The sequence below is a fragment of the Burkholderia sp. Nafp2/4-1b genome (assembly GCF_003635165.1).
In the GTDB taxonomy this organism is placed as follows: Bacteria; Pseudomonadota; Gammaproteobacteria; order Burkholderiales; family Burkholderiaceae; genus Burkholderia.
In genome coordinates this window covers 99,092-124,696 of record NZ_ML058628.1, presented here as the reverse complement: position 1 = coordinate 124,696, position 25,605 = coordinate 99,092, and the positions used below count along the sequence as shown (strand labels likewise).

Below are 25,605 nucleotides of genomic sequence, written 5' to 3'. Positions count from 1 at the left end.
AAATGAAACGACTGACCCGCGATGAAATGGCCAAGCGCGTCGCCCAGGACATCCCCGAAGGCGCGTACGTGAACCTCGGCATCGGCGTGCCGACGCTGGTGGCGAACCACCTCGACCCGAGCAAGGAGATCTTCCTGCACAGCGAGAACGGCTTGCTCGGCATGGGCCCGGCGCCCGCGCCCGGCCAGGAAGACGACGAACTGATCAATGCCGGCAAGCAGCACGTGACGCTGCTCACCGGCGGCGCGTATTTCCATCACTCGGATTCGTTCGCGATGATGCGCGGCGGCCACCTCGACTACTGCGTGCTCGGCGCGTTCCAGGTGTCGGCGAACGGCGACCTCGCGAACTGGCATACGGGTGCGCCCGATGCGATTCCGGCCGTCGGCGGCGCGATGGATCTGGCGATCGGCGCGAAGCAGGTATTCGTGATGATGGAGCACCTGACGAAGCAGGGCGAGAGCAAGATCGTCGCGGCGTGCTCGTATCCGGTCACCGGCGTGCAGTGCGTGAGCCGCATCTATACCGATCTCGCGGTGCTCGACGTGACGTCCGACGGCCTCGCGGTGAGCGAGATCTTCACCGACCTGTCGTTCGACGAGCTGCAGAAGCTGACCGGCGTGCCGCTGATCGACGCGACGCGCAAGGCCGCGGCCTGAACGGTAAGCATGCCGGCGGGTGCGATCGACAGATCGACTGCACGCCGGCACGCTTGGGTAGACAATAGGCGCACGCCGTTTCCCATTCTGATGCCATGCTCGAAGACAGCGCCCGCCTGACCACCCTCATCTGCGGCACCGAGCCGCTCAACCGGATCTGGTCGCCCCGCGCGACGATCCAGCGGATGCTCGACGTCGAGGCCGCGCTCGCGCGTGCGCTCGCCGCGCAGCAGGTGATTCCCGCCACCGCGGTCGAACCGATCGAACGCGCATGCCGCGCCGATCGGCTCGACGCCGACGCGCTCGCGCACGGCGCGGCGCTCGGCGGCAATCTCGCGATTCCGCTCGTCAAGCAGCTCACCGCGCAAGTAAAGGCCGACGACCCGGAGGCCGCGAAGTTCGTGCACTGGGGCGCGACGAGCCAGGACATCATCGATACAGCAACCGTGCTGCAGCTGCGCGACACGCTCGACGTGCTCGAGCCGCTGCTCGACGAAGCGTGCGCGTCCCTCGCGACGCTCGCGCGCACGCATCGCGCGACGCCGATGATCGGCCGCACGTGGCTGCAGCAGGCGCTGCCGATCACGCTCGGCCTCAAGTTTGCGCAATGGCTCGATGCGCTGCTGCGTCATCGCGCGCGCTTCGCCGAGCTGCGTGCGCGTGCGCTGGTGCTGCAGTTCGGCGGCGCCGCCGGCACGCTGGCGAGCCTGCGCGAGCATGCGGCCGGCGTGAGCGCCGCGCTCGCGGCCGACCTGCAGCTCGCGTTGCCGGCCGTGCCGTGGCATACGCAGCGCGATCGCATCGCGGAAGCCGCGTCGTGCTTCGGAATGCTGATCGGCACGCTCGGCAAGATCGCGCGTGACGTGTCGCTGCAGATGCAGACCGAAGTCGGCGAGCTCGGCGAACCGGCCGCCGCCGGCAAGGGTGGCTCGTCGACGATGCCGCACAAGCGCAACCCGGTCGGCTGCGCGGCCGTGCTGACCGCCGCGGTGCGCGCGCCGAACCTCGTCGCGACCGTGTTCGCGGGGATGGTGCAGGAGCACGAGCGCGCGCTCGGCGGCTGGCAGGCCGAATGGGACGCGCTGCCCGATCTCGCACGCCTGACCGGCGGTGCGCTCGCGCAGATCGCGCAGATCGTCGCGGGCCTCGACGTGAACACCGAACGCCTCGCCGCGAACCTCGACCTGACGCACGGGCTGATCCTCGGCGAAGCCGTGATGCTCGCGCTCGGCGACCGGATCGGCCGGCTCGATGCACATCATGTCGTCGAGCATGCGTCGAAGGAAGCCGTGCGCACCGGCGCAACGCTGTTCGACGTGCTCGCCGCCGATGCGACCGTGTCCGCCCACCTGTCGCGCGACGCGCTCGCGCGGCTGCTCGATCCCGCACATTACGTCGGCGAGGCGCAGGCCTATGTCGACGCCGTGCTCGCGCTGCACGCGGGCGCGCAATAACCAGGAGAACCTTGAGATGCCTTTCGCCACTGTCAACGGCGTGAAACTGCATTACCGGATCGACCGTGCCGCGCGCGACGACGCGCCGTGGCTCGTTTTCTCGAACTCCCTCGGCGCCGACCTGCAGATGTGGGCGCCGCAGATCCGCCCGCTCACGCAGCACTTCAACATCCTGCGCTACGACACGCGCGGCCACGGCCACTCCGAAGCGCCGGCCGGCTCGTACACGGTCGACCAGCTCGCCGGTGACGTGATCGGCCTGCTCGACCACGTCGGCATCGAGCGCGCGCACTTCTGCGGAATCTCGATGGGCGGGCTGACCGGCGCCGCGCTCGCCGCGCGATTCCCGTCGCGCATCGTGCGCGCCGTGCTGTCGAACACGTCGGCCAAGATCGGTTCGCCGGAGGTATGGGTGCCGCGGGCGCAGAAGGCGCGCACCGAGGGGATGGCCGCGCTCGCCGACGCCGTGCTGCCGCGCTGGTTCACCGATACGTTCGTCGAACGCGAGCCGCGCCTGTTCGATGTGATCCGCGACACCTTCGTGCACACCGACAAGGACGGCTACGCGGCGAACTGCGACGCGCTGAACGCGGCCGACCTGCGCGACGAAGTGAAGGGCATCGCGCTGCCGGTGCTCGTCGTGACCGGCGCGAAGGACATGTCGACGCCGCCCGACCAGGGCCGTGCGCTGGCTGCCGCGATTCCCGGCGCGCGTCACGTCGAATTCGACGCCGCGCATATTTCGAACATCGAGTGCACCGACGGTTTCAACCGTGCGCTGCTCGACTTCCTGACCGCGTGAGGCATCGACGATGGACGACCAGCAACGTTATGAAGCAGGGATGAAGGTGCGTCGCGCGGTGCTCGGCGACGCGCACGTCGATCGCTCGATCGAGAACCGCACCGAAGTGACCGACGAATTCCAGAACCTGATCACGCGCTATGCGTGGGGCGAAATCTGGACGCGCGACGGCCTGCCGCGCCATACGCGCAGCCTGCTGACCATCGCGATGATGGTCGCGCTGAACCGCGGCGAGGAACTCGCGCTGCACCTGCGCGCCGCGCGCAACAACGGCGTGACGCGCGACGAGATCAAGGAAGTGCTGCTGCAGACCGCGATCTACTGCGGCGTGCCGGCCGCGAATTCCGCGTTCCACCTCGCGGACAAGATCTTCAAGGAACAGGATGAGGCCGCCTAAGTGGGGTGCCTCGGTGGGGCTGATTAACACGGCCGGCGCACGCCGGACGTGACCCGATCGCGACGCCTGCCGCTGCCGGCAGGTGTCGAGACGCATGACGCGCCGGCGGCGAATCGGCGCGCGAACAAAGGAAAGGCGCGGCCACGAGGCCGCGTTGCTTACATAGGAGACTTGCGATGAATCGCACACCCGTGGTCGATGTCCAGACCTTCATCAACGAGCAGCCGTTCGGCGGCTTTCAGTGGCTCGTGTTTCTGATGTGTTTCGTGATCGTGCTGCTCGACGGCTTCGATACGGCCGCGATCGGCTTCATCGCGCCGTCGCTGCTCGGCGAATGGAACCTCACCAAGCCCGATCTCGCTCCCGTGCTCAGCGCCGCGCTGTTCGGCCTCGCATGTGGCGCGCTCGTGTCGGGCCCGTTGTCCGACCGCCTCGGGCGCCGTTCGCTGCTGCTCGGCTCGGTGTTCCTGTTCGGCGTCGCGTGTTTCGCGTCCGCTTTCTCGAACACCATCGGGCAGCTGACGATACTGCGTTTCGTCACCGGCGTCGGCCTGGGTGCCGCGATGCCGAACGCGGTCACGATGATGGGCGAATTCTGCCCGGACAAGCGCCGCGCGACCGTCATCAACCTGATGTTCTGCGGCTTCCCGCTCGGTGCCGCGTTCGGCGGTTTTCTCGCCGCGTGGATGATTCCGCATTTCGGCTGGCGCAGCGTGCTGATACTCGGCGGCGTGACGCCGCTGCTGCTCGGCGTGCTGTTGCTGCTGAAGATGCCGGAATCGGTACGCTTCATGGTCGCGCACGGCCAGAACGTCGACCGGATCCGCGCGACGCTCGCCCGGATTTCGCGCGATGCGCTGAACGCAGGCTCGTTCGCGATGACCGAAGCCGCGCCGCAGACCGGCAGCAAGGGGCTCGGCGTCGTGCTGTCGCGCTCGTACATCGTCGGTTCCGTGATGCTGTGGCTCGCGTACTTCATGGGCCTCGTGATCTTCTACGCGTCGATCAACTGGATGCCCATCCTGTTGAAGGACGCCGGTCTCACGCCGAAGAGCGCGACGCTGATCTCGGCGCTGTTCCCGCTCGGCGGCGTCGGCGCGGTGCTGTGCGGCGTGCTGATGGACCGCTTCAACGCGAACCGCGTGATCGCCGTGTGCTATGCGCTGACCGCGATCAGCGTGTATGCGATCGGGCAGGCGGCCGGGAATGTCGGGTTGCTCGTGCTCGTCGTGTTCATCGCCGGCGTGCTGATGAACACCGCGCAATCGTCGATGCCGGCGCTTGCCGCCGCGTTTTATCCGACCGAAGGGCGCGGCACGGGCGTCGCGTGGATGCTGGGCGTGGGCCGTTTCGGCGGGATTGCCGGGTCGTTCCTCGTCGCCGAACTGACGCGCCGGCACTTCTCGTTCGCGGGCGTGTTCGCGACGATTGCCGTTGCGGGCCTGGTCGCGTGCGGCGCGTTGCTGATCAAGCAGAAGGCGCGGCCGCACGGCGTCGTGCAGCCGGCTGGCAAGATCGAGTCGCTCGGGCACTGAGCGGTAAAAAGGGCCGGGGCGATGCGCCGGCCCAGCGTCAGTTGCGGTTGCCGCCGCGGATCGCGAGGCGGCCGACACGCAACGATAGAGCGGGCCGCTTCGGCGGCCCGTTGCCACTGCGGCCGTCGCGCCGCTATTCCTCCGCGTCGTGTTCCTTGACGAAATTGCGCAGATACGCGCGCAGCGCAGCCTCCTGGCTGCGGTGATCGTCGTGGTTCGCGGCGCCGAGCTCTTCCTCGTCGCCGAACAGCGTGGGCGGTGCGCAGTACGTGCCCACTTCGACGTTCTCCCGCAGTACGCGGATGTCGTGCGTGAGCGGGTGATACTCGGCGATCCAGTGCATGCCTTCGATGTGCTCGCCGGTTTTCAGCATTGGCTTCATCAGCGGTCTCCGTGCAGAGCAGCGGTGCAAGCGCCGAAGCGGTTGCACGCGCCCGTACGAAAAGGGTACGCCTGCACGACCTGAAGCTCAACGGGTGCGCTTGTGAGCGCTCACTGCGGCAGCAGATGCGCGACCAGTGGATACAGCGACAGGATCAGCAGCACGGCCATCGTCACGTTGAAGATGCGCAGCGCGCGGCGGTTCGACAGGAAGCGGCGCAGGCCCTGGCCGAACGCCGCCCACAGGCAGATGCACGGGAAGCCGATCAGGATGAATACGACGGACATCCACGCAGCGTTCATGCCGTAGTCGGCGGACAGCTGGACCGTCGTCGCCGCGGTCAGCACCATCATCCACGCCTTCGGATTGACCCACTGGAACGCGGCGGCTTCGATGAACGTCATCGGCCGCGGCTTGGCACCTTGCGCCTTCACTTCGCCAGACGTGCCGATCCGCCAGGCGAGATACAGCAGGTAGGCGACGCTTGCGATTTCGAGGATCGTGTACAGCAGCGGCACGCGGCGGAACGCCTCGCCGAGGCCGAAGCCGACGCACAGCATCAGGATCGCGACGCCGATGCTGATGCCGAACAGGTGCGGCATCGTGCGGCGGAAGCCGAAATTCACGCCGGACGCGAGCAGCATCGTGTTGTTCGGGCCGGGCGTGATCGACGTGACGAGCGCGAACAGCATGCCGGCAGGCAACGCGCTGAGGGTGAGGAAGTCCATCGGAGATTCTCCATTCGGGTTCGGGACTGGGATGGAGTCAGTGTAGCGACGGGTTTATGTACAGTACCGATACAGTTTGGGGGATGGTTGCCGGTACGGGATGCTGGTTGAATCGAGGCTTGGGAGTTTCGATGCTTGTGAATACCAATGCTCCAGTTTCACTGGGTCGGATTTAAATAAGACGTGACATCTCTGCGGCGCAGGTTGAAGAAACTCATCGCTCAGCCCGTTACCCTATGGATTCAGCAGGTCCTTGGCATCACAGCAGCGGAAGCAGGGGCGTAAGCCGAAATGGATGGCGTCGCCGCGTACTGCGCGGCTAGCGCGAGTTTGTCTGGGAATTTTCAACAGGCTAGAAACAGATGGCGGAACAGGAAGCGAAACCGGTGTTGAAGCCATTGGAAGCGCTGACACGATATTTCGAGGATCTGCATCTTCGATTGGACGATAACCGGGTGGGCGTGCTGCCCGGCGTAATCGGCACGGTGTTCTTCGAGCTCGGCTCGCAACCGGAAGTGCGGCAGGCGATTCTCGAGTGCTTCGACCGCTTCGACGCTTTGTTCGGTGCGCATCTCAAGGGTGGGCAGCTTGGGGAGGGGAAATTCGGGAAGCACAACGCGGCGGCAGTCGGCAAACTTCGCCGCGCCATTCTCGACACGCCGTCATACCTGCAGCTCCAGGTCGTTCGGTCGAGCGCAGCGGATCAGGATACGGCTGCAGCGTACGGCATCAAAACACTTACCGGGATCGCCAACCCTGAGGACTATGTCTCGCCGCGTGGATGGATGGCGCCGAAGGGGCAGGAATCTGGATTGTCGTACCTGAAGTTCAACGTTCCGATGGACCTCGTGACGACGATCGACGGCTTGGCTCAATATGAAGGCTACTTGCGTTACGTCTGCGAGAAGCTGACCGTGCGTGCCGGTTATGGCGGACTCGCGCCGGTCCTTCCGTACAGCTATCACCGCTATATGCCGCAGGAATGGGCATTGGCAGAACGCTTCAGCGGCCTGGAGATCGATAGTACCGCCCATCTCCAGACTCGCGAGTACGACCCGGTCTCTTACGAAGGTGAATCGACGGAGGCAATGACCGCGCTCTACCCGGATTTGCATCCTGGCGCCAAGGTTGCTCGCTGGGGCTTCATCAAAAGCGTGAACTGGTACACGATCCTGGGCGAGTTGTTCGTCGAGCGACTGGGCGGAGAAGCCGAATTACGGCGGCAGTTGGAACGTCCCGACATCCGTATCGAGCGCATCAATGCAAGTGTGCTGATTCGCGCCGGGGAGTTTCCGCGCCTCGGTGCGCCGGAAGAGGGGCTGCCGGAGCCGTACGTGTTCGTGAACCGCGTGCTGCGCGCACTGCGCAATCCGAAGGCGGATGCGCTGCACACGTACATCCCGGACTTGCCGAGCGCCGATACAAAAAATGCGCGCGAGTGGGTCGCTCGCTTCGACTTGCCGGGTGCCCAGCCGATTCCCGATCCACCGACGATCGTGCCGCAATCGTTGAGCAATAGTTCCGCCCATCCGAGCGTGCCAGGAGGGAGCCCTTGCCCGGTGGCGGGGTGGTGGCAAACGCCTGCAAGAGCGGGAAGCCGGCGATACTTCGAAGTTGGCGAGATCATGCCGGTCATCGAGGGCAGCGCGTGGGGCAAGACGCACTGGAATTGGTCATCGAACCAATCGTAGCAATCCGAGGCCTCGGACTTTGGCCGCGAGAGCGCCGGCAGAACAACCGCGTCTTGCCGTCGGCGGCCGACGCGGCGGCAGTATCGTGTTCGAGCTCACAGCGGTCTTTTCCACAGGGGTCCGAGCTACCGCCCGCAGCTTCGCAGCATCAACCCTTGCGCTCGCACTGCGGCAGCACCCACAGCATGCGTCCAACCGCTTCGGCCTGATTCCGCGAGTGTGTCTTTTCATAGATCGCACGCAACTGGGTGCGAACCGTCGCAAGCGAAACGCCCGCGATGGCTGCACATTCGTCGGGCGTCTTGCCGCTGATCAACGCTTCCGCGACCGCGGCTTCCGCGCTCGACAGGCCGAACGCCTGCCGCAGCTGTTGTGCGACGACCAGCGGAGCAGCACTGCGTCGCCGGGCCGTGATCAATATCGTCGCATCGCCGAAAGCGGCATGGAGCGCTTGTCCGGACAAGACCGCGATGCTGAGAAAAATCTCCTGCGCCGCGGCCAGCGTGCCGGAAAGGGCAAGGCTCTCACTCTTTCGGGTCTTCACGACGCGCGCCACCGCCGCCTTGAGCGCGTCGTTTTGCGGCGCACTCGTCGCGCTCAGGTAACCGTTCTCGAGCTTGAGGCAGGTCGTGGCGCGCAGCATCGACTCCGCCGCCTGGTTGACGAACCGCACGCGCGCATGCCTGTCCAGTGCAAAGACGGACAGCCCCAGCTCCTCCATCAGTTCGGTGCCGAGCAGGGCGTCGCGATGCAGCACTTTCGCGTCTTGCCACAGGTTGATCGAGCGCTGCAGATGCCCGGCCATACCGGTCAGAGCCGCACGTTCCTCCGGCGAATACGGTGTTCGGCCATGCGCTCGCAGTAACCCGAGCAGAATGTTGTCGCTGCCGGGACGCGCGAACCGGATCCCCATCAGGTAGCGAAAACCCGACGGAATCTGATAGTCCTGGAAGAACTCGCTGCGTTCGACGTCGCGCTCGGTCAGGTGATCCTGACAACAAACGAATTCGCCGAGCGGTGCATTCTCGACGAAGCCGCGGCGCGGATCGAGCGCGCCGTAATACTGGTCGTACAACGCGATGATCTCGTCGAATTCAACGCGCGGCGAGTAAATCGAGAATTTCGGCGCATTGCGTGCGGCGTCCCAACTGAACATGTGAAACACGTTTGCGCCGAGCGATTCGGATACCCGATGAAAGACTTCGAGAAAGCCGTCCGGATGCAGCGCGGCTTCGTAGAGGTCCCCGATGAGTTGGTCTCGTTGCATGCTGTCCCCGTCGCTTCGCGATCTTCGTATGTGTTTTTGTCTGACGATATTGCTTCGAATACCGAATTTTTGTCAGGCTAACACAGCTTGTTTGCGTTTCATGCCGTGTTATTTCCCGATTTTCATTCACCTGAATGATGATCGTAAAAATCGACTTTGCGAGAATCCCGGTCATTCAGCGTGCATGAGCGGTGTAGATGACACGCATCAACCAGAAGGGTCTCGGGGGAAACGCAATGAAACTCACGCCTGTCGTATCCGGTATTGCAGTGCTGTTCCTGGCAGCTTGCGGAGGGGGCGGCAGTTCCTCTTCGCCGCCGGCGGGACCCGCCGCGCAGACGGTCAGCGGGGTCGCGGCCGCCGGCGCTGCGATGCAGGCCGCTACCGTGAAACTGGTCGATGCGACGGGCACGGCGGTCGACTGCCCGGCCGACGCGGCAACGGGCGCGTTTCATTGCACGGTAACCGGCCTGACCGCGCCTTTCGCGTTATCCGCATACGGCAACGTCGCCGATTCGCAGGTCACGCTGATCGCACTCAGCGCGACCGCCGGCACGCAGACGATCAACATCACGCCGATCACGAACGCGATTGCCGCCACGATCGTCGGCGACAATCCCACCAAGCTGCTGGCCGACACCGGCTTGCTGCAAAGCAAGGTCACGGCCCAGGCCGTCGCCGGCACGATGCAAGCCTATTCGTCGGTGCTGGCCGACCTGCTGGCCGCAACCGGCAATACGGGCGTCGACCTGATTTCCGGCCCGTTGACCGCGGGTGCACCGGGTCTCGACCGTTTGCTCGATCAAGTGAAGATCAACGTCCTGCCGGACGGCGGCGTCCAGATCAGCTCGGTGGCGGGCGCGTCCAGCGATACGCCGGTGCAGCTTCAGCTCGCGCCCGGCGTCGCGCCGCAGGCGGGCGACAAGGCCAGCCTGCCGGCCGCGGCGACCATCAATGGCGCGGTGGTATCGAACCTGCCTAGCGCCAGCGACCTGGCGGCCTTGCAGAGCGCGCTCAACCGGTGTTTCGCGGGTTCGACCGGGGCTGCGCGCACGGGCGGCAGCGTATCGGCGTGCGGCCAGATCTTCGTCGACGACGTTGCGTCCGGCGCGCTGAATGCAGGCGTACCTGCCGCGTACCTCAACAACGGGATGTCGGTCGACCAGGAGTTCGGGGCGCCGGTCGGCGGCACGCCGGGCATCGTGGCCGACGATGCGATGAACAACGCCAGCTTCAGCTTGCCTGAGGTCATTCGTGTCGTCGCCAGCGACACGATGTGGGTCAAGCTCGCGTGGACGCGCAGCGACGGCATTCGCGACGGCATGCAGCAGCATGTGCAGCTTGCGGTGCGGGCGGGGAGCCTCGCAAACGGCGATACCGGCTGGCGCGTGGTGGGCAATCAGCGAGCGGTACTGACGAAGGTCAATGCGAACGCGCAGAAGTGGGACTGGCTGAATCCGGCCAATCCGTCGACGGGGACCAACGCGTTCGTCGATTCGCTGAACCTGCAGGTGGGCACCGTCGACGCGGCCGGCACCGCGGTGGACTTCGCGATCGTCAACGGCCCCGGCTTGCGCAACGGCGTGTTCCTCCAGCCGTCGAGCGGTACCTGCGACACGCTGAATGTCCGTGCGCAGATCGCAAGCCAGACGCCGGCGCAACTCGCCGCCCTGCCGAAGAATGCACAGTGCCGCAACAACTACCGACTGGCCGGCGTCGCGCAGGACCCGGCCAATCAGGGCCTCTTCACGTGGCCCGGCGACGCGCCGCGCAACAATACCGCTTGGGCGAAGCCGCAGCTGAGCGCCGCCGAGCTGGCCGACATCAAGCCGTTCAGTGCCTATACGATCGACGTCTACCAGAACGGCAACACGTCGACGCCGGCCCGGCACTATACGGTGCGGCTGCGTACGCCATCGCCGTCGCCCGACGCACTGCGCCAGTACGCGTGGCACGATCTGGCGCAATCCACGCGCGATGAGCTGACGCCGGGCACGGCCGGCACGTTCGCGGGCGGCGCGACCTTCGCGTTGGGCTGGACGTCGAAACCGGGGCTGCCGTTCGTCAAGCGCGGCAACGTGCAGATTCGCGCCACCGCGGCCGGGCAGACAGTGGCGACGTTCGTCAACGGTTCGGCATCGGCGTCGCCGGTTCGGCCGGGCGCCTCGGTGACGCTCAACGTGCCGGGCGATCAGGGCGTCGCATTCCCGTCGGTGGCCGGCTGGACGGGCAGCGCGGACTTCTCGTTCGTGAACCTGAGCTGGTCCGATCCGGTCGACACGCTCTTCACCGAGTCCTTCGAGTACGACCGCTAACACGCAGCCGGGCGAATTGCGCCGGGCGTTCGCATGGCCGACGGGACGATTCACCGTCCCGTCGGCTCGTTCGCATGTCGATATGCCGAGGCTCGTGAGCGGTGTGCTGGCCGGGCCGGCAAGCACGCTCGGCGAGCCGGCGGAAGCGCGCTACACACTCGGCGGGCCAGACTCGGCCGCACCGCGGACGCCCGCGCGCAGCCCCCCGACCATCTCCGCCAGCCACTTCTCGACGAGTGCCGAATACGCTTGCTGGCTGGCTACGTCCGACAGCCCGTGATCGGCGCCTTCGATGATCCGGTACGTCATCGAGCGTGCAGACAGGCACGCCTGCAGATAGCTGGCGATTGCCGTGTGCGGCACGATCTGGTCGTGCTCCGATTCGACGATCAGGACGTCGCCGCCAAATCGGGCCGCCGCGCGCAGCGCGCGGTTCTCGGACGCCGGCACGATGCGTTTGCGATACGCGACGAGATCGTGTTCGGCGTGCAGCGCCCGCTTCGGCGTATCCCAGCCGTCGTCGAGATAGAGCGCCGGTACGCGCAGGCCGAGCCAGCGCACGGGGCGCAGCTCCGTCAGGATGGTCGCGAGGTAACCGCCGTAGCTGCTGCCGACCACGGCGACGGCATCGCGATCGACCAACGGATGGTCAACGAGCGTGTCGTAAGCAGCGATCAGATCGCGAAGATGGGTTTCGCGCGTCACGCGCTGCTGCTCCTCCTGCGTCCGTCCATGCCCGGTCAGATCGAACGTCAGACAGACGCAGCCGAGCGCCGCCGCCTGCCGCGCCCGCTCGAGATACTGCTCCTGGTTGCCCCCCCAGCCGTGCACGAACAGGACGCCGGCGACGGTGGTCTTGGGCGCGAGCACGGTACCGTCCAGGTAGCCGTTCCCGACCTTGATCTGCACACGATAATGCTGCGCTGTCATGTCTCGCTGCTCCTTCGCAAGGGATGGCGATCGACCGTGTAGTACTTGGTGATGGCGCCCGCCTGGGGATCGACGCCGCGATAGACGACGTGCGCGCCAGCCGGTATCGCCGGGTCGTCGCCGTAGATCTCGTGTGTCGACGCAGCCACCGCGTCGACCTGCGGGTCTGCCCTGAACATGCGCAACGCACCGATTTCCGCACCGGTTGCGCCGCCGATCCGCCACGACTGCTCCAGCACGCCGCAGTGGCGCACGCCTTGTGCATCCGTGCCGAACGCGACGTCGTAGTTGCGCCGTGATGCGAAGAAGCCCGCGTAATCGCGGTGCACCGCGGCGTCGAACGCGCATGCCTTCGCGATCGCGTCACGGACGTCGGGCGTCACGTCGAGCTGCGCCAGCACGTCGAAGCCGCCGCGCACGACGACGAGATCGGTGCCGCCATATACGTGATGACCGTGGTTGTTGACGGTCAGGTGCTGCACGCCCCAGTAGCTCGCCACCAGATCGTCCAGCATGACCTGCCCGACGCTCAGCGTCTCGATCGCATCGAGATTGCGCTCGACGACGATGCCGCCCGTGCGCAATGCGTCGTCGTCGAGCGCGGCAAGCTCTCGTTCCGCTTCGGCCATATCGGCCACGAGCGCCTGGCCCGTTCCGCCGATGCCATCGGGCCGCTTGATCCGCACGCCGCCGTCCTGCAACAGCAGCTGCGCGGCGGTGCACGCATCCTCCCGCGAAAACGCCGAGTAGCCTGGCAGGGTCAGCGGCGCAGCGCTTTCGGCGAATGCGGCCGACCAGCCTGGCGGCTTGGCGTGGGCGCCCTCGACGAGACGATGCGCGATCACCTTGGTCGCGACAAACGGAAACGGGACGACGCCGCCGAACAGATCGCGTAACGATCTGACCCCGAGCTGGTGCGCTTGGGACAGTGTGAGCGTATCGTCCGGGATCATGTATCGGTGTGCAGGGTAACGTTGCGTCGGACGAAACTCCCCCGCAAGCCGCGTGCCCTTCAGTTCGGCGATTTGCGCGCCGAGTTGCCGCAGCGTGTCGGTGACGTGGCCGACATGGTCCGTACGATCGTCGCGGAAATGAATGAGGACGACCGGGAGTGCCGGCCTGATCTGTGCAAGATGGCGCAGTCGCTTCAAATTGCCCCCTTTCGCGCCGAGGGCGCACTCGTCACGGGCGCATGCGGCGTGCGATATCGCTCGCCGAAGCGGTCCGTGGCGGTGACGGAGCAAGATTCGTTCGCGCACGGTGCCGGATAACGCATGCTGCCGCGGGTGCAGGTGCGGTCATCCGGCAATCGCGATCACTGCTCCACGTCGATGCGGCCGTAGAGGCCGTCCTTTTCGTCGTTCGGGCCGGCCGCAAAGAACAGCGTATTCGTGGGCTGGTTGTTCAGCCCATTCCCGAATGCGATGCCCCACAGTCCCGGCTCGACGATTGCGTTGCCGTCGCCTTGCTCGAGGGTCCCGAGCATCACCCCGGTAGTCGCATCGAACGCGTGGATCATGCCGTCGCCAAAGTTGCCGACCAGCACCGCGTTGTTGAAGCGCCCGAAATTCGCGGGCGCCTGTGCCATGCCCCACGGCGCATTCAGCGGCCCGCCGGTGACGAAGCGCTGCAGGAATTGTCCCGACGGACTGAACACATCGATCACGCCCAGGCCCGCGCCCTTGACGTCATCATGTGCTGCCGCATCCTGCTTCGCGTAGGCGACGAACAGTTTCGAGCCGATCGCCTGGATGCCGAATGGCGCAAATCCCGCAGGTAACGCGGGATCCTGAAACGCGCCGGCGAGCGTGACTTTGGCGAAGGTCCGGTCGAACACGTCGATCCGGTTGTTGTGGAAGTCCGTCGCGTACAGGAAATTCGCCCCGTTGTTGCTCGCCATCGCGAGCCCCTTGTAAACGGCGGCGCCGCCGCTGTCGAACACCGTGATTGCCGACGTCGGGTTGACCGCCGGCGACCATGCGGTGATGGTCCCGCCCTCGCCAACGAAAATGAACGCGGCAGGCCCCGATTTGGTGCCCTGGGCCACCATGAAGTCATTCGTGCCATTGAACACGATCCCGGTCGGGTCGGGGTCGCCGCTCGTGCCGGGCGGGATCGTCACGACGAGCGATTGCGGCACGCCGTTGCCATCGTAGAGCGTCGCGTGCTGTGTGCCGTTATCGGCGACCCATACGAAGCCCTTGGGATTGAAGGCAATGCCCCATGGATTCTTCAGATTGGCATCGACGTGAGCAGCCGCAACAGCGCCGTCGGAAACCAACGCACTGACCACGTACTGTCTGTCGTGAGATGAACCGCCACACGCCACGACGCTCGCCAGTACGACAGCCGACAACGCCGCACCGAACGCCGTATGGACCTGTTTCATGATGGAACTCCGAATGTGGAAGAGCCGTTAGTAAACGGATCGGAAACCGCGCTTATTCCGCCCGTCTCGGCGTGCAGCATCAATTTTCGGAGCATGGTCACCGAAGCGAGCGAACTCGCTCCGATCGATGTCGATTCGCGGTTCGGCCAGGCCCGCCTTGTGATTCACGGTGCCACGACAAGCGCCGCGTGCATGCCGGCTTCATAGTGACCCGGCTTGTTGCAAATCAGCACGTAGTGGCCGGGCGAGAGCTTGAATGACGCGCGCTTGCTCTGGCCTGGCGCGATGTCTTCGACTTCTCCGACTTTTCTCAGCTTGTGCTCCATGACCAGTCCTTTGCCGACAGGGAGCGCATCGTCAGAGAGATCCGTCTTGATCACGACGAGTTCGTGCTCCATGTTGTCGTCCGCGGCATTCTTGACTTCAAATGTGACGCGACCCGACTTCACGTCGTGCGTCTTGAGCTGGATCGCGTTCGGTAGCAATGTCGCGTCGATTGTTTGCTGCGCCCAACCGGGATGTGATGCAATCCCCAGCGCGATCGCGGCGACGACGATTCTGTGAATGGCCTGCATGGTTGCCTCCATGTGCATCGAAGCATCGCGTCTGCCGTGCGCCATTCATCGAGCATACAAACGCCCCTGCCTGTGTGACGGCATGAACGTTAGCTGCGGCGCGCGAGACGTACTGTAAACGTACGCATCGGGACACTTATTCCAGGAGCCATGCGGTTGCCAACCGTCACTTCAGTGTCCTGGGCAGGGAGCGTCGCGAAGATTCGAACTGCCGGTGCCATTGCTCGCGTTTCGTTGGCGTGTATATACCCCTCCCCCTATATGGAAACGGAATTCGGTGTATAGTCCCCCCCGCTATATGAAGGGACCACCATGAGCCACACCATCAAGGAAAAGCAGAAGCTGCTGAACCGTGTCCGCCGCATCAAGGGACAGGTCGAAGCGATCGAACGCGCGCTGGAAGACGAGCGCGGTTGCAATGAAATTCTCCGTCTCATCGCGAGCGGCCGCGGCGCGATGAACGGCCTGCTCGCGGTCGTGCTGGAAGATCACATCCGCAGCCATCTGGTCGATGCCGAACCTCACGAAGACGAAGGCAGTGCGACCGAGCAGCTGATCGAAGTCGTTCACAGCTACTTCAAGTAATCGGGCGCGCAATGAACGGATTCACGAACGACGCCTTCGGCGCAGGGCACGACCACATCTTTCTCGGCGCCGCGCACGAGCAGAACGAACGCCGGACCTGGATGGTCATCGCGCTGTGCGCGGCGATGATGGTGGTCGAGATCGTCGGCGGGTCGATTTTCGGCTCTCTCGCGCTGATCGCCGACGGCCTTCACATGTCGACCCATGCCGGCGCGATGCTGATCGCCGCGATGGCGTACACCTATGCGCGCAAGTATGCGAACGACCCGCGCTTCGTGTTCGGCACGGGCAAGCTCGGCGATCTGGCGGGGTTCACGAGCGCGATCGTGCTCGCGATGATCGCGTTGCTGATCGGCTACGAGGCGATTGCGCGCTTGCTCGCGCCGGTGCCGATCCATTTCGGCGAGGCGATTCCGATCGCGGTTGCCGGGCTGCTCGTCAACGTCGCGAGCGTCTGGCTGCTGAGCGGCGATCATCATGGTCACAGCCACGGGCATGGTCACAGCCACGGCCATCATCACGGGCATGCGCATCACGATCACCACGATCACGACCATGAAGAGGAAGCGCACCGGATCTTCGATCAGCGGGGCGCGTTCTTCGTGTCGGTGTTCGAGGATGGCGTGCCGCCGGTTTTTCGCGTAACGCCTGCGACGAACGAAACTGAGCCCGTCGACGCGAGCGCCGTATCGGTGACGACGATCCGTCCGGACGGCACGCGGCAGACGTTTGCGATGCAGGATCGCGGCGGCTACCTCGAATCGACCGAAGCCATTCCCGAACCGCATGCATTCAACGCGATCGTCCGTGTGGACGGCCGCGAGCACGAACTGGCGTTCGAGGAACACGAGCACGACCACGGCGCGTCCGCGGCGGCGGCGCGCGATCACAACATCCGCTCCGCGTACATCCACGTGATCGCCGATGCGGCCGTCTCCGTGCTGACGATCGTCGGGCTGCTGCTCGCGCGTGCGTTCGGCTGGGTGTGGATGGATCCGCTGGCCGGCATCATCGGCGCGCTGGTGATCGCGAACTGGTCGTACGGCCTGATGCGCGACACGGGGGGTATCCTGCTCGACATGAATTCGGATCGTCGTCTGACGGAGAACGTGCGCGGCGCGATCGAAGGCAATGGCGACCGCGTCGGCGACCTGCATGTGTGGCGGCTCGGGCCGGGACACATGAGCGCGGTCGTGTCGGTGGTGACGAACGATCCCACGCGCGATGCGCGCTTCTATCACGGCGTGCTGCGGCGGTTCAGGAATCTGTCGCACGTGACGGTCGAAGTCGTGCCCGTGACGCGGGGACAATAAGCATGGCAGTGAAATCGCCGTGCACCGAAGTGTGCGCATTCGACGGAAAGACCGGCTACTGCGTAGCGTGCCTGCGCACACGCGAAGAAGCGCGCGGCTGGAAGAAGATGACGGATCACAAGCGTCATCAGATCGTGAACGACCGCGCGCGGCGGCACGCGAAGCTGGCGCGCGACACGACGGACTGACCCAGTCATGAGTACGCCATCGCCGATTGCCGGAAAGCCCGCGATTCCACGGACCGTATGGGCGTTGGGCCTCGTGAGCCTGTTCATGGATCTGTCGTCCGAGCTGATCCATGCGCTGTTGCCGATCTATCTGGTGACGACGATGGGGATGAGCGTCGTCGCGCTGGGCGTGCTCGAAGGGGCGGCCGAGGCCACTGCGATGATCGTCAAGGTGTTCTCCGGCGCGATCAGCGACTGGCTCGGGCGCCGCAAGGGGTTGCTGCTGCTCGGCTACGGGCTCGCGGCGTTGACGAAGCCGTTGTTTCCGCTGGCGTCCACGCCGGCCATCGTCGTGACGGCTCGCCTGCTCGATCGCGTCGGCAAGGGCATTCGCGGCGCGCCGCGCGACGCGCTGGTGGCCGACGTCGCGCCGCCTGAAATCCGCGGTGCGTGCTTCGGCCTGCGCCAGTCGATGGATACCGTCGGCGCGTTTCTCGGCCCGCTGCTCGCGATCGGGCTGATGCTGTGGTTCGGCGACCGCATCCGGACGGTGCTGTGGTTCGCCGTGGTGCCGGCGTTCATCGCGATCGCGTTGATCGTCTTCGGCGTGCGGGAGCCCGATCACGCAACACCGCGCCGCGGCTTTCGCTCGCCGCTGCACTGGCGCGCGCTGCGTGAGTTTCCGCGCAGCTACTGGTACGTCGTCGCGGCCGGCGCGACCTTTACGCTCGCGCGCTTCAGCGAGGCGTTCCTGGTGCTGCGCGCGCAGCAGACCGGGCTCGATGCCGCGTGGATCCCGGCCGTGATGGTCGCGATGAGCGTCGCGTATTCGCTGTCCGCGTGGCCGGTCGGCATCCTGTCGGACCGGCTCGATCGCCGCGTGCTGCTCGCGGCCGGCATGGTGCTGCTGATCGCGGCCGACCTGCTGCTCGGCATCGGCACGTCGACGCTGTCGATGTTCGTGGGCGTGGCCGTGTGGGGGCTGCACATGGGCTTTACGCAGGGCATCCTCGCCGCGATGGTGTCGGAGACCTCGCCGGCCGCGCTGCGCGGCACCGCATTCGGCGTATTCAATCTGGTGAGCGGGGTCTGCATGCTGCTCGCGAGCAGCATCGCCGGCGCGCTGTGGGTGCACTACGGCGCGTCGACCACGTTCGTGACCGGGGCCGCGCTGGTCGTGGTACCGCTGTGCCTGTGCCGGTTCATGCCGCGACCCGGTGCGTCGCAGGTGTGACGGGCCGGGTCGCGGCCGATGTCGCGGACATCGCGCGCGGGTGGGCTGACGGCGGGGCGCGACGGTTCCCCCGCCACCTTACCGCGCGCCCCCACCGACCGCTTTCAGATTTGAAAGATGGCCAGGCGTTTGCGATAGAATGCCCCGCCTGTTCGCCGTGGCCATACCCACGGCCGGGCTCCGGCACCTGACAAGTGCGCACCGCGCTCGCGGATTTCCGTCCCCATTTTGAATGTCGGCAATTGATCTGCCGTTGGAAACACCGTTCTGTAATCTGGATTGCTAATGAAGAAGAAGCACAACATCACCAAGTACATCGTCATCGCGATGGTGCTTGGCATTGCCGTGGGCTACGCCTGTCATAGCGCGTTTCCCGACCCGAAAATGGCCAAGGAAGTCGCCGGCTACGTGTCGCTGCTGTCCGACGTGTTCCTGCGCCTGATCAAGATGATCATCGCACCGCTGGTGTTCGCGACGCTGACGGTCGGCATCGCGCAGATGGGCGACAGCGGCGCGGTGGGCCGCATCGGCGTGAAGGCGTTCGGCTGGTTCTTCATCGCGTCGGCAACGTCGCTGGTGCTCGGCCTCATCACCGCGACGATCCTGCAACCGGGCAGCCATCTGAGCCTGCCGCTGCCGGCCGCCGATGCCGCACTGGGCCTGAAGACGGGCGCGTTCACGCTGAAGGACTTCGTCGTCCACCTGGTGCCGAAATCGATCGCCGAGGCGATGGCGAACAACGAGATCCTGCAGATCGTCGTGTTCTCGATCTTCTTCGGCACCGCGCTGTCCGCGCTTGGTGATGCCGGCAAGCGCCTGACCGCCGTGATCGACGATCTCGCGCAGGTCATGCTCAAGGTGACGGGCGCGGTGATGGGGTTCGCACCGGTCGCGGTGTTTGCCGCGCTGGCGTCGACGATCACGACCGAAGGCCTCGGCATCCTGCTCACGTTCGCGAAGTTCATGGCGAGCTTCTATCTGGCGCTGGCGCTGTTGTGGGGCGTGCTGACGCTCGCGGGCGTCGCGTTCCTCGGCAAGCGCGCGTTCACGCTGATTCGCCTGATTCGCGAGCCGTTCCTGCTGTCGTTCGCGACGGCGAGCTCCGAAGCCGCGTATCCGAAGCTGCTCGACGCGCTCGACCGTTTCGGCGTGAATCGCAAGATCTCGAGCTTCGTGCTGCCGATCGGGTATTCGTTCAACCTCGACGGCTCGATGATGTACTGCACGTTCGCGGTGCTGTTCATCTCGCAGGTGTACGGGATCGACCTGCCGCTCGGCACACAGATCACGATGCTGCTGATGCTGATGGTCACGTCGAAGGGGATGGCCGGCGTGCCGCGCGCGTCGCTGGTCGTGATCGCGGCCACGCTCAATCAGTTCCATCTGCCGGAAGCCGGACTGCTGCTGATCATGGGCGTCGACATGTTCCTCGACATGGGTCGCTCGGCGACCAACGCGGTCGGCAACTCGATCGCGGCGGCGGTGGTCGCGAAGTGGGAAGGCCAGCTCGGCGACACGCGCGACGATGCGGATTCGGATGGCGGCGACGAGATCAAGCAGGTGGAAGTGCGGGAGAGTACGACGTCCGCGTGATGTCTCCGCTGCAAATCAATTGAAGTTCGCCGGCCTGGATTCGACAGCGATTCAGGCCGGCGCGAGACCGGTCAACGGTCCCGCTGTTATCCGCATCCGGCGATTTTCCCGCTTCGCCGAAAACCCCTCCGCCATTTCAATACGCCGCATTCGAACCCGCGGCGATATTCCCGCCGGCGAAAACCGCATTCCCCCGATATCGAACGTGTTCGCGTAAGTGGTCATTCACTCACGCGCAATCGCACGCGCGGTCCATGCGAGCGGCCCGCAATTTTTTTCCATTTATATGAAGTTATGCTCGGCCGTGCCGATTATCGAAAGCGCGCCCGATGTAATTCCGACTGCACCGGGTGATTCAGGGGACGAATTTACACATTGCCGATTTTCAAACCTTCCGGCCGCCCCTCATGTGAATGAAAAAACCATTCAGGAGAGCCTCAGCCATGGTCGCCAGAAAACCGCTTCAGGCCGTGCTGCTCGCTGCCGCGATTGCCGCGGTCGCGCCGGCCGGATATGCGGGTAATACGACCGACTGGATCGCGAACACCTACGGCACGCTCGCCGCGCACGTCGGCAACGTCGCGCGTTCGATGTGGGTCGCGCCCGAAGGCGTGATCTACACCGCGTCGATGTGGGACGAGGATGAGGGCGGCGTCGCGATCTACCAGAACGGCAAGAGCGCCGGCTCGATCGGCACGCATTCCGAATTCCAGGGCAGCGCGATCACGGGCAACGCGACGTCGCTGTTCGTCGCGCTGCAGCCGGGCAGCGGCTACGGCAGCGGCGCGGTCGGGCGCTACAACCGCGCGACCCACTACCGCGACAAGCTCATTCAGGTCACCGCGGCGACGAATCAGCCGCGCATCGACGTCGTCACCGGGCTCGCGACGGCCGGCTCGCTGCTCTATGCGAGCGACTTCTACGGCAATCGCGTGCGGGTGTTCACGACGGATGGCGTGTGGCAGCGCGACATCGGTGTGTCCGCGCCGGGCGCGTTGGCGGTCGATGCGGCGGGCAACGTATGGGTCGCGCAGAAGAGCGCGGGTTCGATCGTCGAATTCAGCCCGACCGGTGCGCTGTTGAACACGATCCGGCTGGCTGCCGGGTCGCAGCCGTCGGCGCTCTATTTCGATGCGGCGGCGGGGCAGTTGCTGGTGGGCGACGAAGGCCCCGACATGAACATCAAGCGCTATACGGTGTCGGGCCGGCCCGCGCTCGCCGGCACGTTCGGCGTGCGCGGCGGCTATCTCGACACGACGACGGGCACCAAGGGGCAGGTCGGCGCGCAGCGCTTCACGCGCATTGCCGCGATCGGCAAGGACACGGGCGGCAACCTGTACGTGCTGAACAACCCGTGGGGCGGCAGCTGGGATCTCGGCCGCAACGGCGCGACCGACATTCATGCGTACAGCAGCACCGGCAGCCTGCGATGGACGCTGCAGTCGCTCAACTTCGAAGGCATCGCCGCACCGGATCCGGTGACCGACGGCGCGCTGTTCTACAGCGCGACGCACGTGTACGGCGGCACCGCGGGCGGCACGTTCGTCGCGAACACCGTCGACCCGTTCACGTATCCGTCGGACCCGCGCATCAACATGAGCGACACGCAGCGCGACGAGCACTTCGGGCTGCTGACGTCCGTTGGCGCGAACCGGATTCTCGTCGCGGTCGGGCAGAATCCGCCGGTCTACTACTTCTTCCACTTCAACGCGGCCAATGGCTACGTCGCGATTCCGGATGGATCGATCCCGGGGCCCGCGTTCAACACGACGCGGCGCGTGTCGGCCGGCTTCAGCGTCGACAGCCACGGCGGCGTGTGGGCCGGCCTCGACAAGACCGGCGCCATTCATCACTATCCGCTGACCGGTTTCGATGCGAGCGGCAAGCCGTCGTGGGGGCCGGGCGTGCCGACGCCGATCCCGGCGAGCATCCAGCCGCTCACGCGGATCGTCTATCTCGCCGACAGCGACACGATGGTGCTCGCGCAGGGTGTGGTGGGCAGTACCGACTGGACGTCGATCGGCACGCGCGTCGAGGTGTATCACGGCTGGCTCGCGGGCAACACGACGAAGCCGAATCCGGTGATCACGCTGCCGCACAGCGGCGCGAAATCGATCGACGCGGCCGGCAATCATCTGTTCGTCGGCTACTGGTTCAGCAGCAGCGGGCCGCTGTGGCCGAACATCGACGCGTTCAACCTCGACACCGGCAATCTCGACACGACGCTCGTGAACGCGAGCCCCGCGACGGTGGATACCAGCAGTGCGATCGATGCGATGTACAGCGTGCGCGCTTACCGCCGCACGAACGGCGAATACGTGGTGACGAAGAACAACGTGAAGGGGAACAGCATCACCGTTTATCGGTGGACGCCGTGACGGCGGACGCGTCGATCGCCACGATGACAGCACGATGGCTGTCATCGAAACGCCTTCGCTGTAACGATGTGTAATTAGCCATTCCGCAATGGAGCCGGTCACGCGCTTGACATTGGGCGGCGATGTAATGCCGGCACGTCGGCGATAGTCGACGCAGCATTTCGATCGATTGGCGCGCCCTCGCCGCCGCGCGATACGGGCAGACCACGCCACGACCATACCGGACACGTCAGACGATACTCGCCCCCACTAGTACAGAGGATTCCTATGAAAAATGCCAAGGTCAAGCGCGCGCTCCGGCTGGGCGCCATCATGTCGGCTGTGCTGCTTGCATCGCAGGCGCACGCGGACAGTTTCGGCACCGCCGATGCCGCCCGCGTGCCGAGCGGCCAGTTCGTCACGCCGCTCGCGGTGCGCGGCGCAGTCCAGCAGTTCCTGAATCCCGGGCTGCCGGCCTATCCGCATTTCGTCGCGGGGGAAGCCGTGCGCTCGCAATTGAGCCCGGACGGCAAGACGCTGGCGATCATCACCGCCGGCCAGAACTCGCTGTACAAGCCGGACGGTTCGGTCGACACGGCGGCCTCGACGCAATTCATCTTCCTGTACGACGTGGCGGGCGCGAACAAGACCCGCCCGGTGCTCCGGCAGGTACTCCAGCAGACCAACGCGTTCGTCGGCCTGGCGTTCTCGCATGACGGCGGCAAGCTCTATGCGACGGGCGGCAGCGACGATGCGGTCTACGTCTACGCGCAGCAAGGCGGCGCGTGGGCGCTGTCGACCACGATCGCGCTCGGCCACGCCGGCAAGGGTGTCGGCATCCGCGTGCAGCCGAACGCGGCCGGGCTCGCGTTGTCGGCGGACGGCAAGACGCTCGTCGTCGCGAACAACTACAACGATTCGATCAGCGTGATCGATACCGCGACCAACAACGTGCGCTACGAGCACGACCTGCGTCCGTTCTTCGCCGGCAACGAAGGCCGCAGCGGCGACGCCGGCGGCACGTTCCCGTTCGCGGTCGCGATGAAGGGCAACGGCATCGCGTACGTGTCGTCGGATCGCGATCGCGAAATCGTCGCGATCGATGTTTCGTCGCCGTCTCGCGGCCGTCTGGTCAAGCGCATCAAGCTGGACGGCAACGCGCTCGGCATGACGCTCGACGCATCGCAATCGAGGCTGTTCGTCGCGCAGGACAACGCCGACCAGGTCGCGGTGATCGACACGAATATCAACGCGGTCGTGACGCGGATCGATGCACGCGCGCCGGCCGGCGTGCTGGCGCGTGGCCAGGCGCACACGGGCGCGGCGACGTACGCGGTCACGCTGTCGCGCGATGGCCGCACGCTGTATGCGACCAATGCCGGCGCGAACGAAATCGCCGTCATCCCGCTCGTGGGCGAGCGCGCGTATCGCGTCACCGGCTTGATTCCGACCGCCTTCGAGCCGCACGACGTGACGTTCAGTGCCGACGGCACGTGGATGTACGTGGTGAACGGCAAGAGCACGACCGGCCCAAACCCGGATCACCTGTTCGGCGCGACTCCGCCACAGGGCGCTGCCTCGCGCGCATCGAACGAATACCAGTTCCAGCTCGAGCGCGCGTCACTCGTGAGCGCGCCGGTGCCGGCGGCCAACGAGCTGCCGGCGCTGACGCAGCAGGCCGCGCGCAACAACTTCTATCGCCCGGAAGACAGCGACAGGGATAACGAGGTGATGGGCTTCCTGCGCCGTCACATCAAGCACGTGATCTACGTCGTCAAGGAAAACCGCACGTTCGACCAGGTGCTCGGCGACATCGGCAACGGCGCGAACGGCGATCCGCGGATCGCCCAGTTCGGACGAAACATCACGCCGAACTTCCACCGCCTGGCGAGCCAGTTCGTGACGCTCGACAACTTCATGAACCCGGGCGACGGCAGCATGGACGGCTGGTCGTGGGCGCTGCAGGGGCGCGTCACCAACACGGAGACGATCACCCAGCAGATCAACTACGCGGCGGTCAATCGCGGCCTGTCGTACGAGAGCGAGGGCACGAACCGCAGCGTGCCGGTCAACTGGGAAACGGTGCAGCAGCGCGATGCGGCGGCCGGCCCGGCCGGGACGACCAACTACAGCAACGCGGCCGCCAGCCTGCCGGGCGGCGCGGCGAACCTGCTGCCCGGCACCGGCAACCACGCGTCGTCCGATGCGCCGTTCGGCCGCCAGCGCGGCTACATCTTCGACGCGGTGCTGGCCGGCGGCGGCACGGTCCGCAACTACGGTTTCCTCGTGAACAACATCGGCAGCATCGGCACGGCCGCGAATCCGGTCGTCGATCCGCGCGCGGCCGGCGTCGTTCAGGTCGCCGCGCTCGACCCGCGGCTCGCGTCGATGACCGACGTGTACTTCCGCGGTTTCGACCAGAACTACCCGGACCAGTGGCGCCTCAACGAGTGGAAACGCGAGTTCGACCAGTACGTCGCGAGCGGCAACCTGCCGACGCTGTCGCTGGTGCGCCTGTCGCACGATCACATGGGCGCGTTCGGCACGGCGTTCGCCGGCGTGAACACCCCGGAGACGCAGCAGGCGGACAACGATCTGGCGGTCGGCCGGCTGGTCGAAGCCGTCGCGAAGAGCCCGTATGCGAACGACACGCTGATCGTCGTGACCGAGGACGACGTGCAGGACGGCCCCGATCACGTGGATTCGCATCGCGGGCCCGCTTACATCGTCGGGCCGTACGTGAAGCAGGGCGCGGTGATCCGGACGCGCTACAGCCAGGTCAATGCGCTGCGCACCATCGAGGACGTGCTCGGCACGCAGCACATGAACCTGAATACCGCGTACCAGCGGCCGATGACCGACGTGTTCGACGTGCACGGCCCGGCGTCGTGGACCTACACGGCCGTCGCGTCGACGGCGCTGAAGGGCACCGGGCTGCGGCTGGCCGAAGGGGCGGGCGAGAACCTGCTGCACTACGCGGCCGGGCCGGACGTCACGCCGAAGCATGACGCGGCGTACTGGGCGAAGGTGACGGCGAAGTTCGACTTCGACGATGCCGACGAGGTGCCGGCCGATCAGTTCAACCGCGTGTTGTGGAAGGGCATGATGGGCACGCAGCCGTACCCGAAGCTCAGGGGCGTGACGCAGAAGGTCGCGAGCCGCGACGACGATTGATTGTCGGGCCGGACGGTCTGCAAGCGGGCCCTCCCGGCGGGAGGGCTCATGTGGTTTG

23 protein-coding genes are annotated in these 25,605 nt (G+C 65.7%); 16 read left to right on the top strand and 7 right to left on the bottom strand.

Annotated features, from left to right (window positions below; all coding sequences use genetic code 11):
* Window positions 1–2: 2 nt before the first annotated feature.
* The 5 genes from C7H84_RS32670 (at window position 3) to C7H84_RS32650 (ending at window position 4,847) form a co-directional block, all read left to right on the top strand.
* Window positions 3–659 carry a CoA transferase subunit B gene (locus C7H84_RS32670; RefSeq protein ID WP_121862678.1) on the top strand — a complete coding sequence of 219 codons (657 nt, stop codon included), beginning with the start codon at window positions 3–5 and terminating at the stop codon, window positions 657–659.
* Window positions 660–754: 95 nt separating this feature from the next.
* Window positions 755–2,113 carry a 3-carboxy-cis,cis-muconate cycloisomerase gene (locus C7H84_RS32665; RefSeq protein WP_121862677.1) on the top strand — a complete coding sequence of 453 codons (1,359 nt, stop codon included), beginning with the start codon at window positions 755–757 and terminating at the stop codon, window positions 2,111–2,113.
* 16 nt (window positions 2,114–2,129) lie between these two features.
* Window positions 2,130–2,915, top strand: a complete 786-nt coding sequence (pcaD, locus tag C7H84_RS32660) for a 3-oxoadipate enol-lactonase (protein ID WP_121862752.1) — start codon at window positions 2,130–2,132, stop codon at window positions 2,913–2,915.
* 10 nt (window positions 2,916–2,925) lie between these two features.
* On the top strand, window positions 2,926–3,312 hold the full coding sequence (gene pcaC, locus C7H84_RS32655) for a 4-carboxymuconolactone decarboxylase (protein WP_121862676.1): 387 nt from the start codon (window positions 2,926–2,928) through the stop codon (window positions 3,310–3,312).
* Window positions 3,313–3,488: 176 nt separating this feature from the next.
* Window positions 3,489–4,847, top strand: a complete 1,359-nt coding sequence (locus C7H84_RS32650; protein WP_121862675.1) for an MFS transporter — start codon at window positions 3,489–3,491, stop codon at window positions 4,845–4,847.
* Between the two features lie 133 nt (window positions 4,848–4,980).
* Here the strand turns inward: C7H84_RS32650 and C7H84_RS32645 are convergent, their stop codons facing one another.
* Both C7H84_RS32645 and C7H84_RS32640 read right to left on the bottom strand, forming a co-directional pair.
* The gene (locus C7H84_RS32645; protein WP_121862674.1) at window positions 4,981–5,229 is read right to left on the bottom strand and encodes a hypothetical protein; all 249 of its coding nucleotides are present in this window, start codon (window positions 5,227–5,229) and stop codon (window positions 4,981–4,983) included.
* A gap of 110 nt (window positions 5,230–5,339) precedes the next feature.
* Window positions 5,340–5,957 carry a LysE family translocator gene (locus C7H84_RS32640; protein ID WP_121862673.1) on the bottom strand — a complete coding sequence of 206 codons (618 nt, stop codon included), beginning with the start codon at window positions 5,955–5,957 and terminating at the stop codon, window positions 5,340–5,342.
* A gap of 362 nt (window positions 5,958–6,319) precedes the next feature.
* On the opposite strand from C7H84_RS32640, the gene C7H84_RS32635 reads away from it, so the two are divergent.
* Window positions 6,320–7,648 carry a type VI immunity family protein gene (locus C7H84_RS32635; RefSeq protein ID WP_121862672.1) on the top strand — a complete coding sequence of 443 codons (1,329 nt, stop codon included), beginning with the start codon at window positions 6,320–6,322 and terminating at the stop codon, window positions 7,646–7,648.
* A 148-nt stretch (window positions 7,649–7,796) separates the two neighbouring features.
* On the opposite strand, the gene C7H84_RS32630 is transcribed toward C7H84_RS32635, so the two are convergent.
* Window positions 7,797–8,915, bottom strand: a complete 1,119-nt coding sequence (locus C7H84_RS32630; RefSeq protein WP_121862671.1) for a helix-turn-helix transcriptional regulator — start codon at window positions 8,913–8,915, stop codon at window positions 7,797–7,799.
* A 236-nt stretch (window positions 8,916–9,151) separates the two neighbouring features.
* On the opposite strand from C7H84_RS32630, the gene C7H84_RS32625 reads away from it, so the two are divergent.
* Complete coding sequence (locus C7H84_RS32625; protein WP_121862670.1) at window positions 9,152–11,230, top strand: hypothetical protein; 2,079 nt, start codon at window positions 9,152–9,154, stop codon at window positions 11,228–11,230.
* Window positions 11,231–11,380: 150 nt separating this feature from the next.
* Here the strand turns inward: C7H84_RS32625 and C7H84_RS32620 are convergent, their stop codons facing one another.
* Together C7H84_RS32620 and C7H84_RS32615 are read right to left on the bottom strand one after the other, a co-directional pair.
* Entirely contained in the window at window positions 11,381–12,160 is a 780-nt protein-coding gene (locus tag C7H84_RS32620) for an alpha/beta fold hydrolase (protein ID WP_121862669.1), read from the bottom strand.
* Window positions 12,157–13,206, bottom strand: coding sequence for a DUF3182 family protein (locus tag C7H84_RS32615; protein WP_240462159.1), 1,050 nt, complete (start codon window positions 13,204–13,206; stop codon window positions 12,157–12,159). Before C7H84_RS32615 ends, C7H84_RS32620 begins: the two co-directional genes overlap by 4 nt.
* Here C7H84_RS32615 and C7H84_RS37330 point away from each other — a divergent pair.
* Window positions 13,135–13,431, top strand: coding sequence for a hypothetical protein (locus C7H84_RS37330; protein WP_240462160.1), 297 nt, complete (start codon window positions 13,135–13,137; stop codon window positions 13,429–13,431). The genes C7H84_RS32615 and C7H84_RS37330 overlap by 72 nt on opposite strands.
* A 44-nt stretch (window positions 13,432–13,475) precedes the next feature.
* On the opposite strand, the gene C7H84_RS32610 is transcribed toward C7H84_RS37330, so the two are convergent.
* Together C7H84_RS32610 and C7H84_RS32605 are read right to left on the bottom strand one after the other, a co-directional pair.
* Window positions 13,476–14,549: a TIGR03118 family protein gene (locus C7H84_RS32610; protein ID WP_121862667.1), complete on the bottom strand. Its 1,074-nt coding sequence runs from the start codon at window positions 14,547–14,549 to the stop codon at window positions 13,476–13,478.
* Window positions 14,550–14,713: 164 nt separating this feature from the next.
* Window positions 14,714–15,124, bottom strand: a complete 411-nt coding sequence (locus tag C7H84_RS32605) for a plastocyanin/azurin family copper-binding protein (protein ID WP_121862666.1) — start codon at window positions 15,122–15,124, stop codon at window positions 14,714–14,716.
* A 312-nt stretch (window positions 15,125–15,436) separates the two neighbouring features.
* On the opposite strand from C7H84_RS32605, the gene C7H84_RS32600 reads away from it, so the two are divergent.
* The 8 genes from C7H84_RS32600 to C7H84_RS32570 all read left to right on the top strand — a co-directional run bounded on the left by C7H84_RS32600 (window position 15,437) and on the right by C7H84_RS32570 (window position 25,547).
* Window positions 15,437–15,709, top strand: a complete 273-nt coding sequence (locus C7H84_RS32600) for a metal/formaldehyde-sensitive transcriptional repressor (protein ID WP_121862665.1) — start codon at window positions 15,437–15,439, stop codon at window positions 15,707–15,709.
* An 11-nt stretch (window positions 15,710–15,720) separates the two neighbouring features.
* A complete protein-coding gene (dmeF, locus tag C7H84_RS32595; RefSeq protein WP_121862664.1) occupies window positions 15,721–17,022 on the top strand; it encodes a CDF family Co(II)/Ni(II) efflux transporter DmeF in 1,302 nt (433 codons plus the stop codon).
* Between the two features lie 2 nt (window positions 17,023–17,024).
* Complete coding sequence (locus C7H84_RS32590; protein ID WP_121862663.1) at window positions 17,025–17,210, top strand: DUF1289 domain-containing protein; 186 nt, start codon at window positions 17,025–17,027, stop codon at window positions 17,208–17,210.
* 7 nt (window positions 17,211–17,217) lie between these two features.
* Window positions 17,218–18,423, top strand: coding sequence for an MFS transporter (locus tag C7H84_RS32585; protein ID WP_121862662.1), 1,206 nt, complete (start codon window positions 17,218–17,220; stop codon window positions 18,421–18,423).
* A 285-nt stretch (window positions 18,424–18,708) separates the two neighbouring features.
* Complete coding sequence (locus C7H84_RS32580; protein WP_121862661.1) at window positions 18,709–20,016, top strand: dicarboxylate/amino acid:cation symporter; 1,308 nt, start codon at window positions 18,709–18,711, stop codon at window positions 20,014–20,016.
* Between the two features lie 19 nt (window positions 20,017–20,035).
* Window positions 20,036–20,233, top strand: coding sequence for a hypothetical protein (locus C7H84_RS36685; protein WP_162999434.1), 198 nt, complete (start codon window positions 20,036–20,038; stop codon window positions 20,231–20,233).
* A 226-nt stretch (window positions 20,234–20,459) separates the two neighbouring features.
* Window positions 20,460–22,394, top strand: coding sequence for an SMP-30/gluconolactonase/LRE family protein (locus C7H84_RS32575; RefSeq protein WP_121862660.1), 1,935 nt, complete (start codon window positions 20,460–20,462; stop codon window positions 22,392–22,394).
* A 267-nt stretch (window positions 22,395–22,661) separates the two neighbouring features.
* The gene (locus C7H84_RS32570; protein ID WP_121862659.1) at window positions 22,662–25,547 is read left to right on the top strand and encodes a bifunctional YncE family protein/alkaline phosphatase family protein; all 2,886 of its coding nucleotides are present in this window, start codon (window positions 22,662–22,664) and stop codon (window positions 25,545–25,547) included.
* Window positions 25,548–25,605 lie beyond the last annotated feature (58 nt).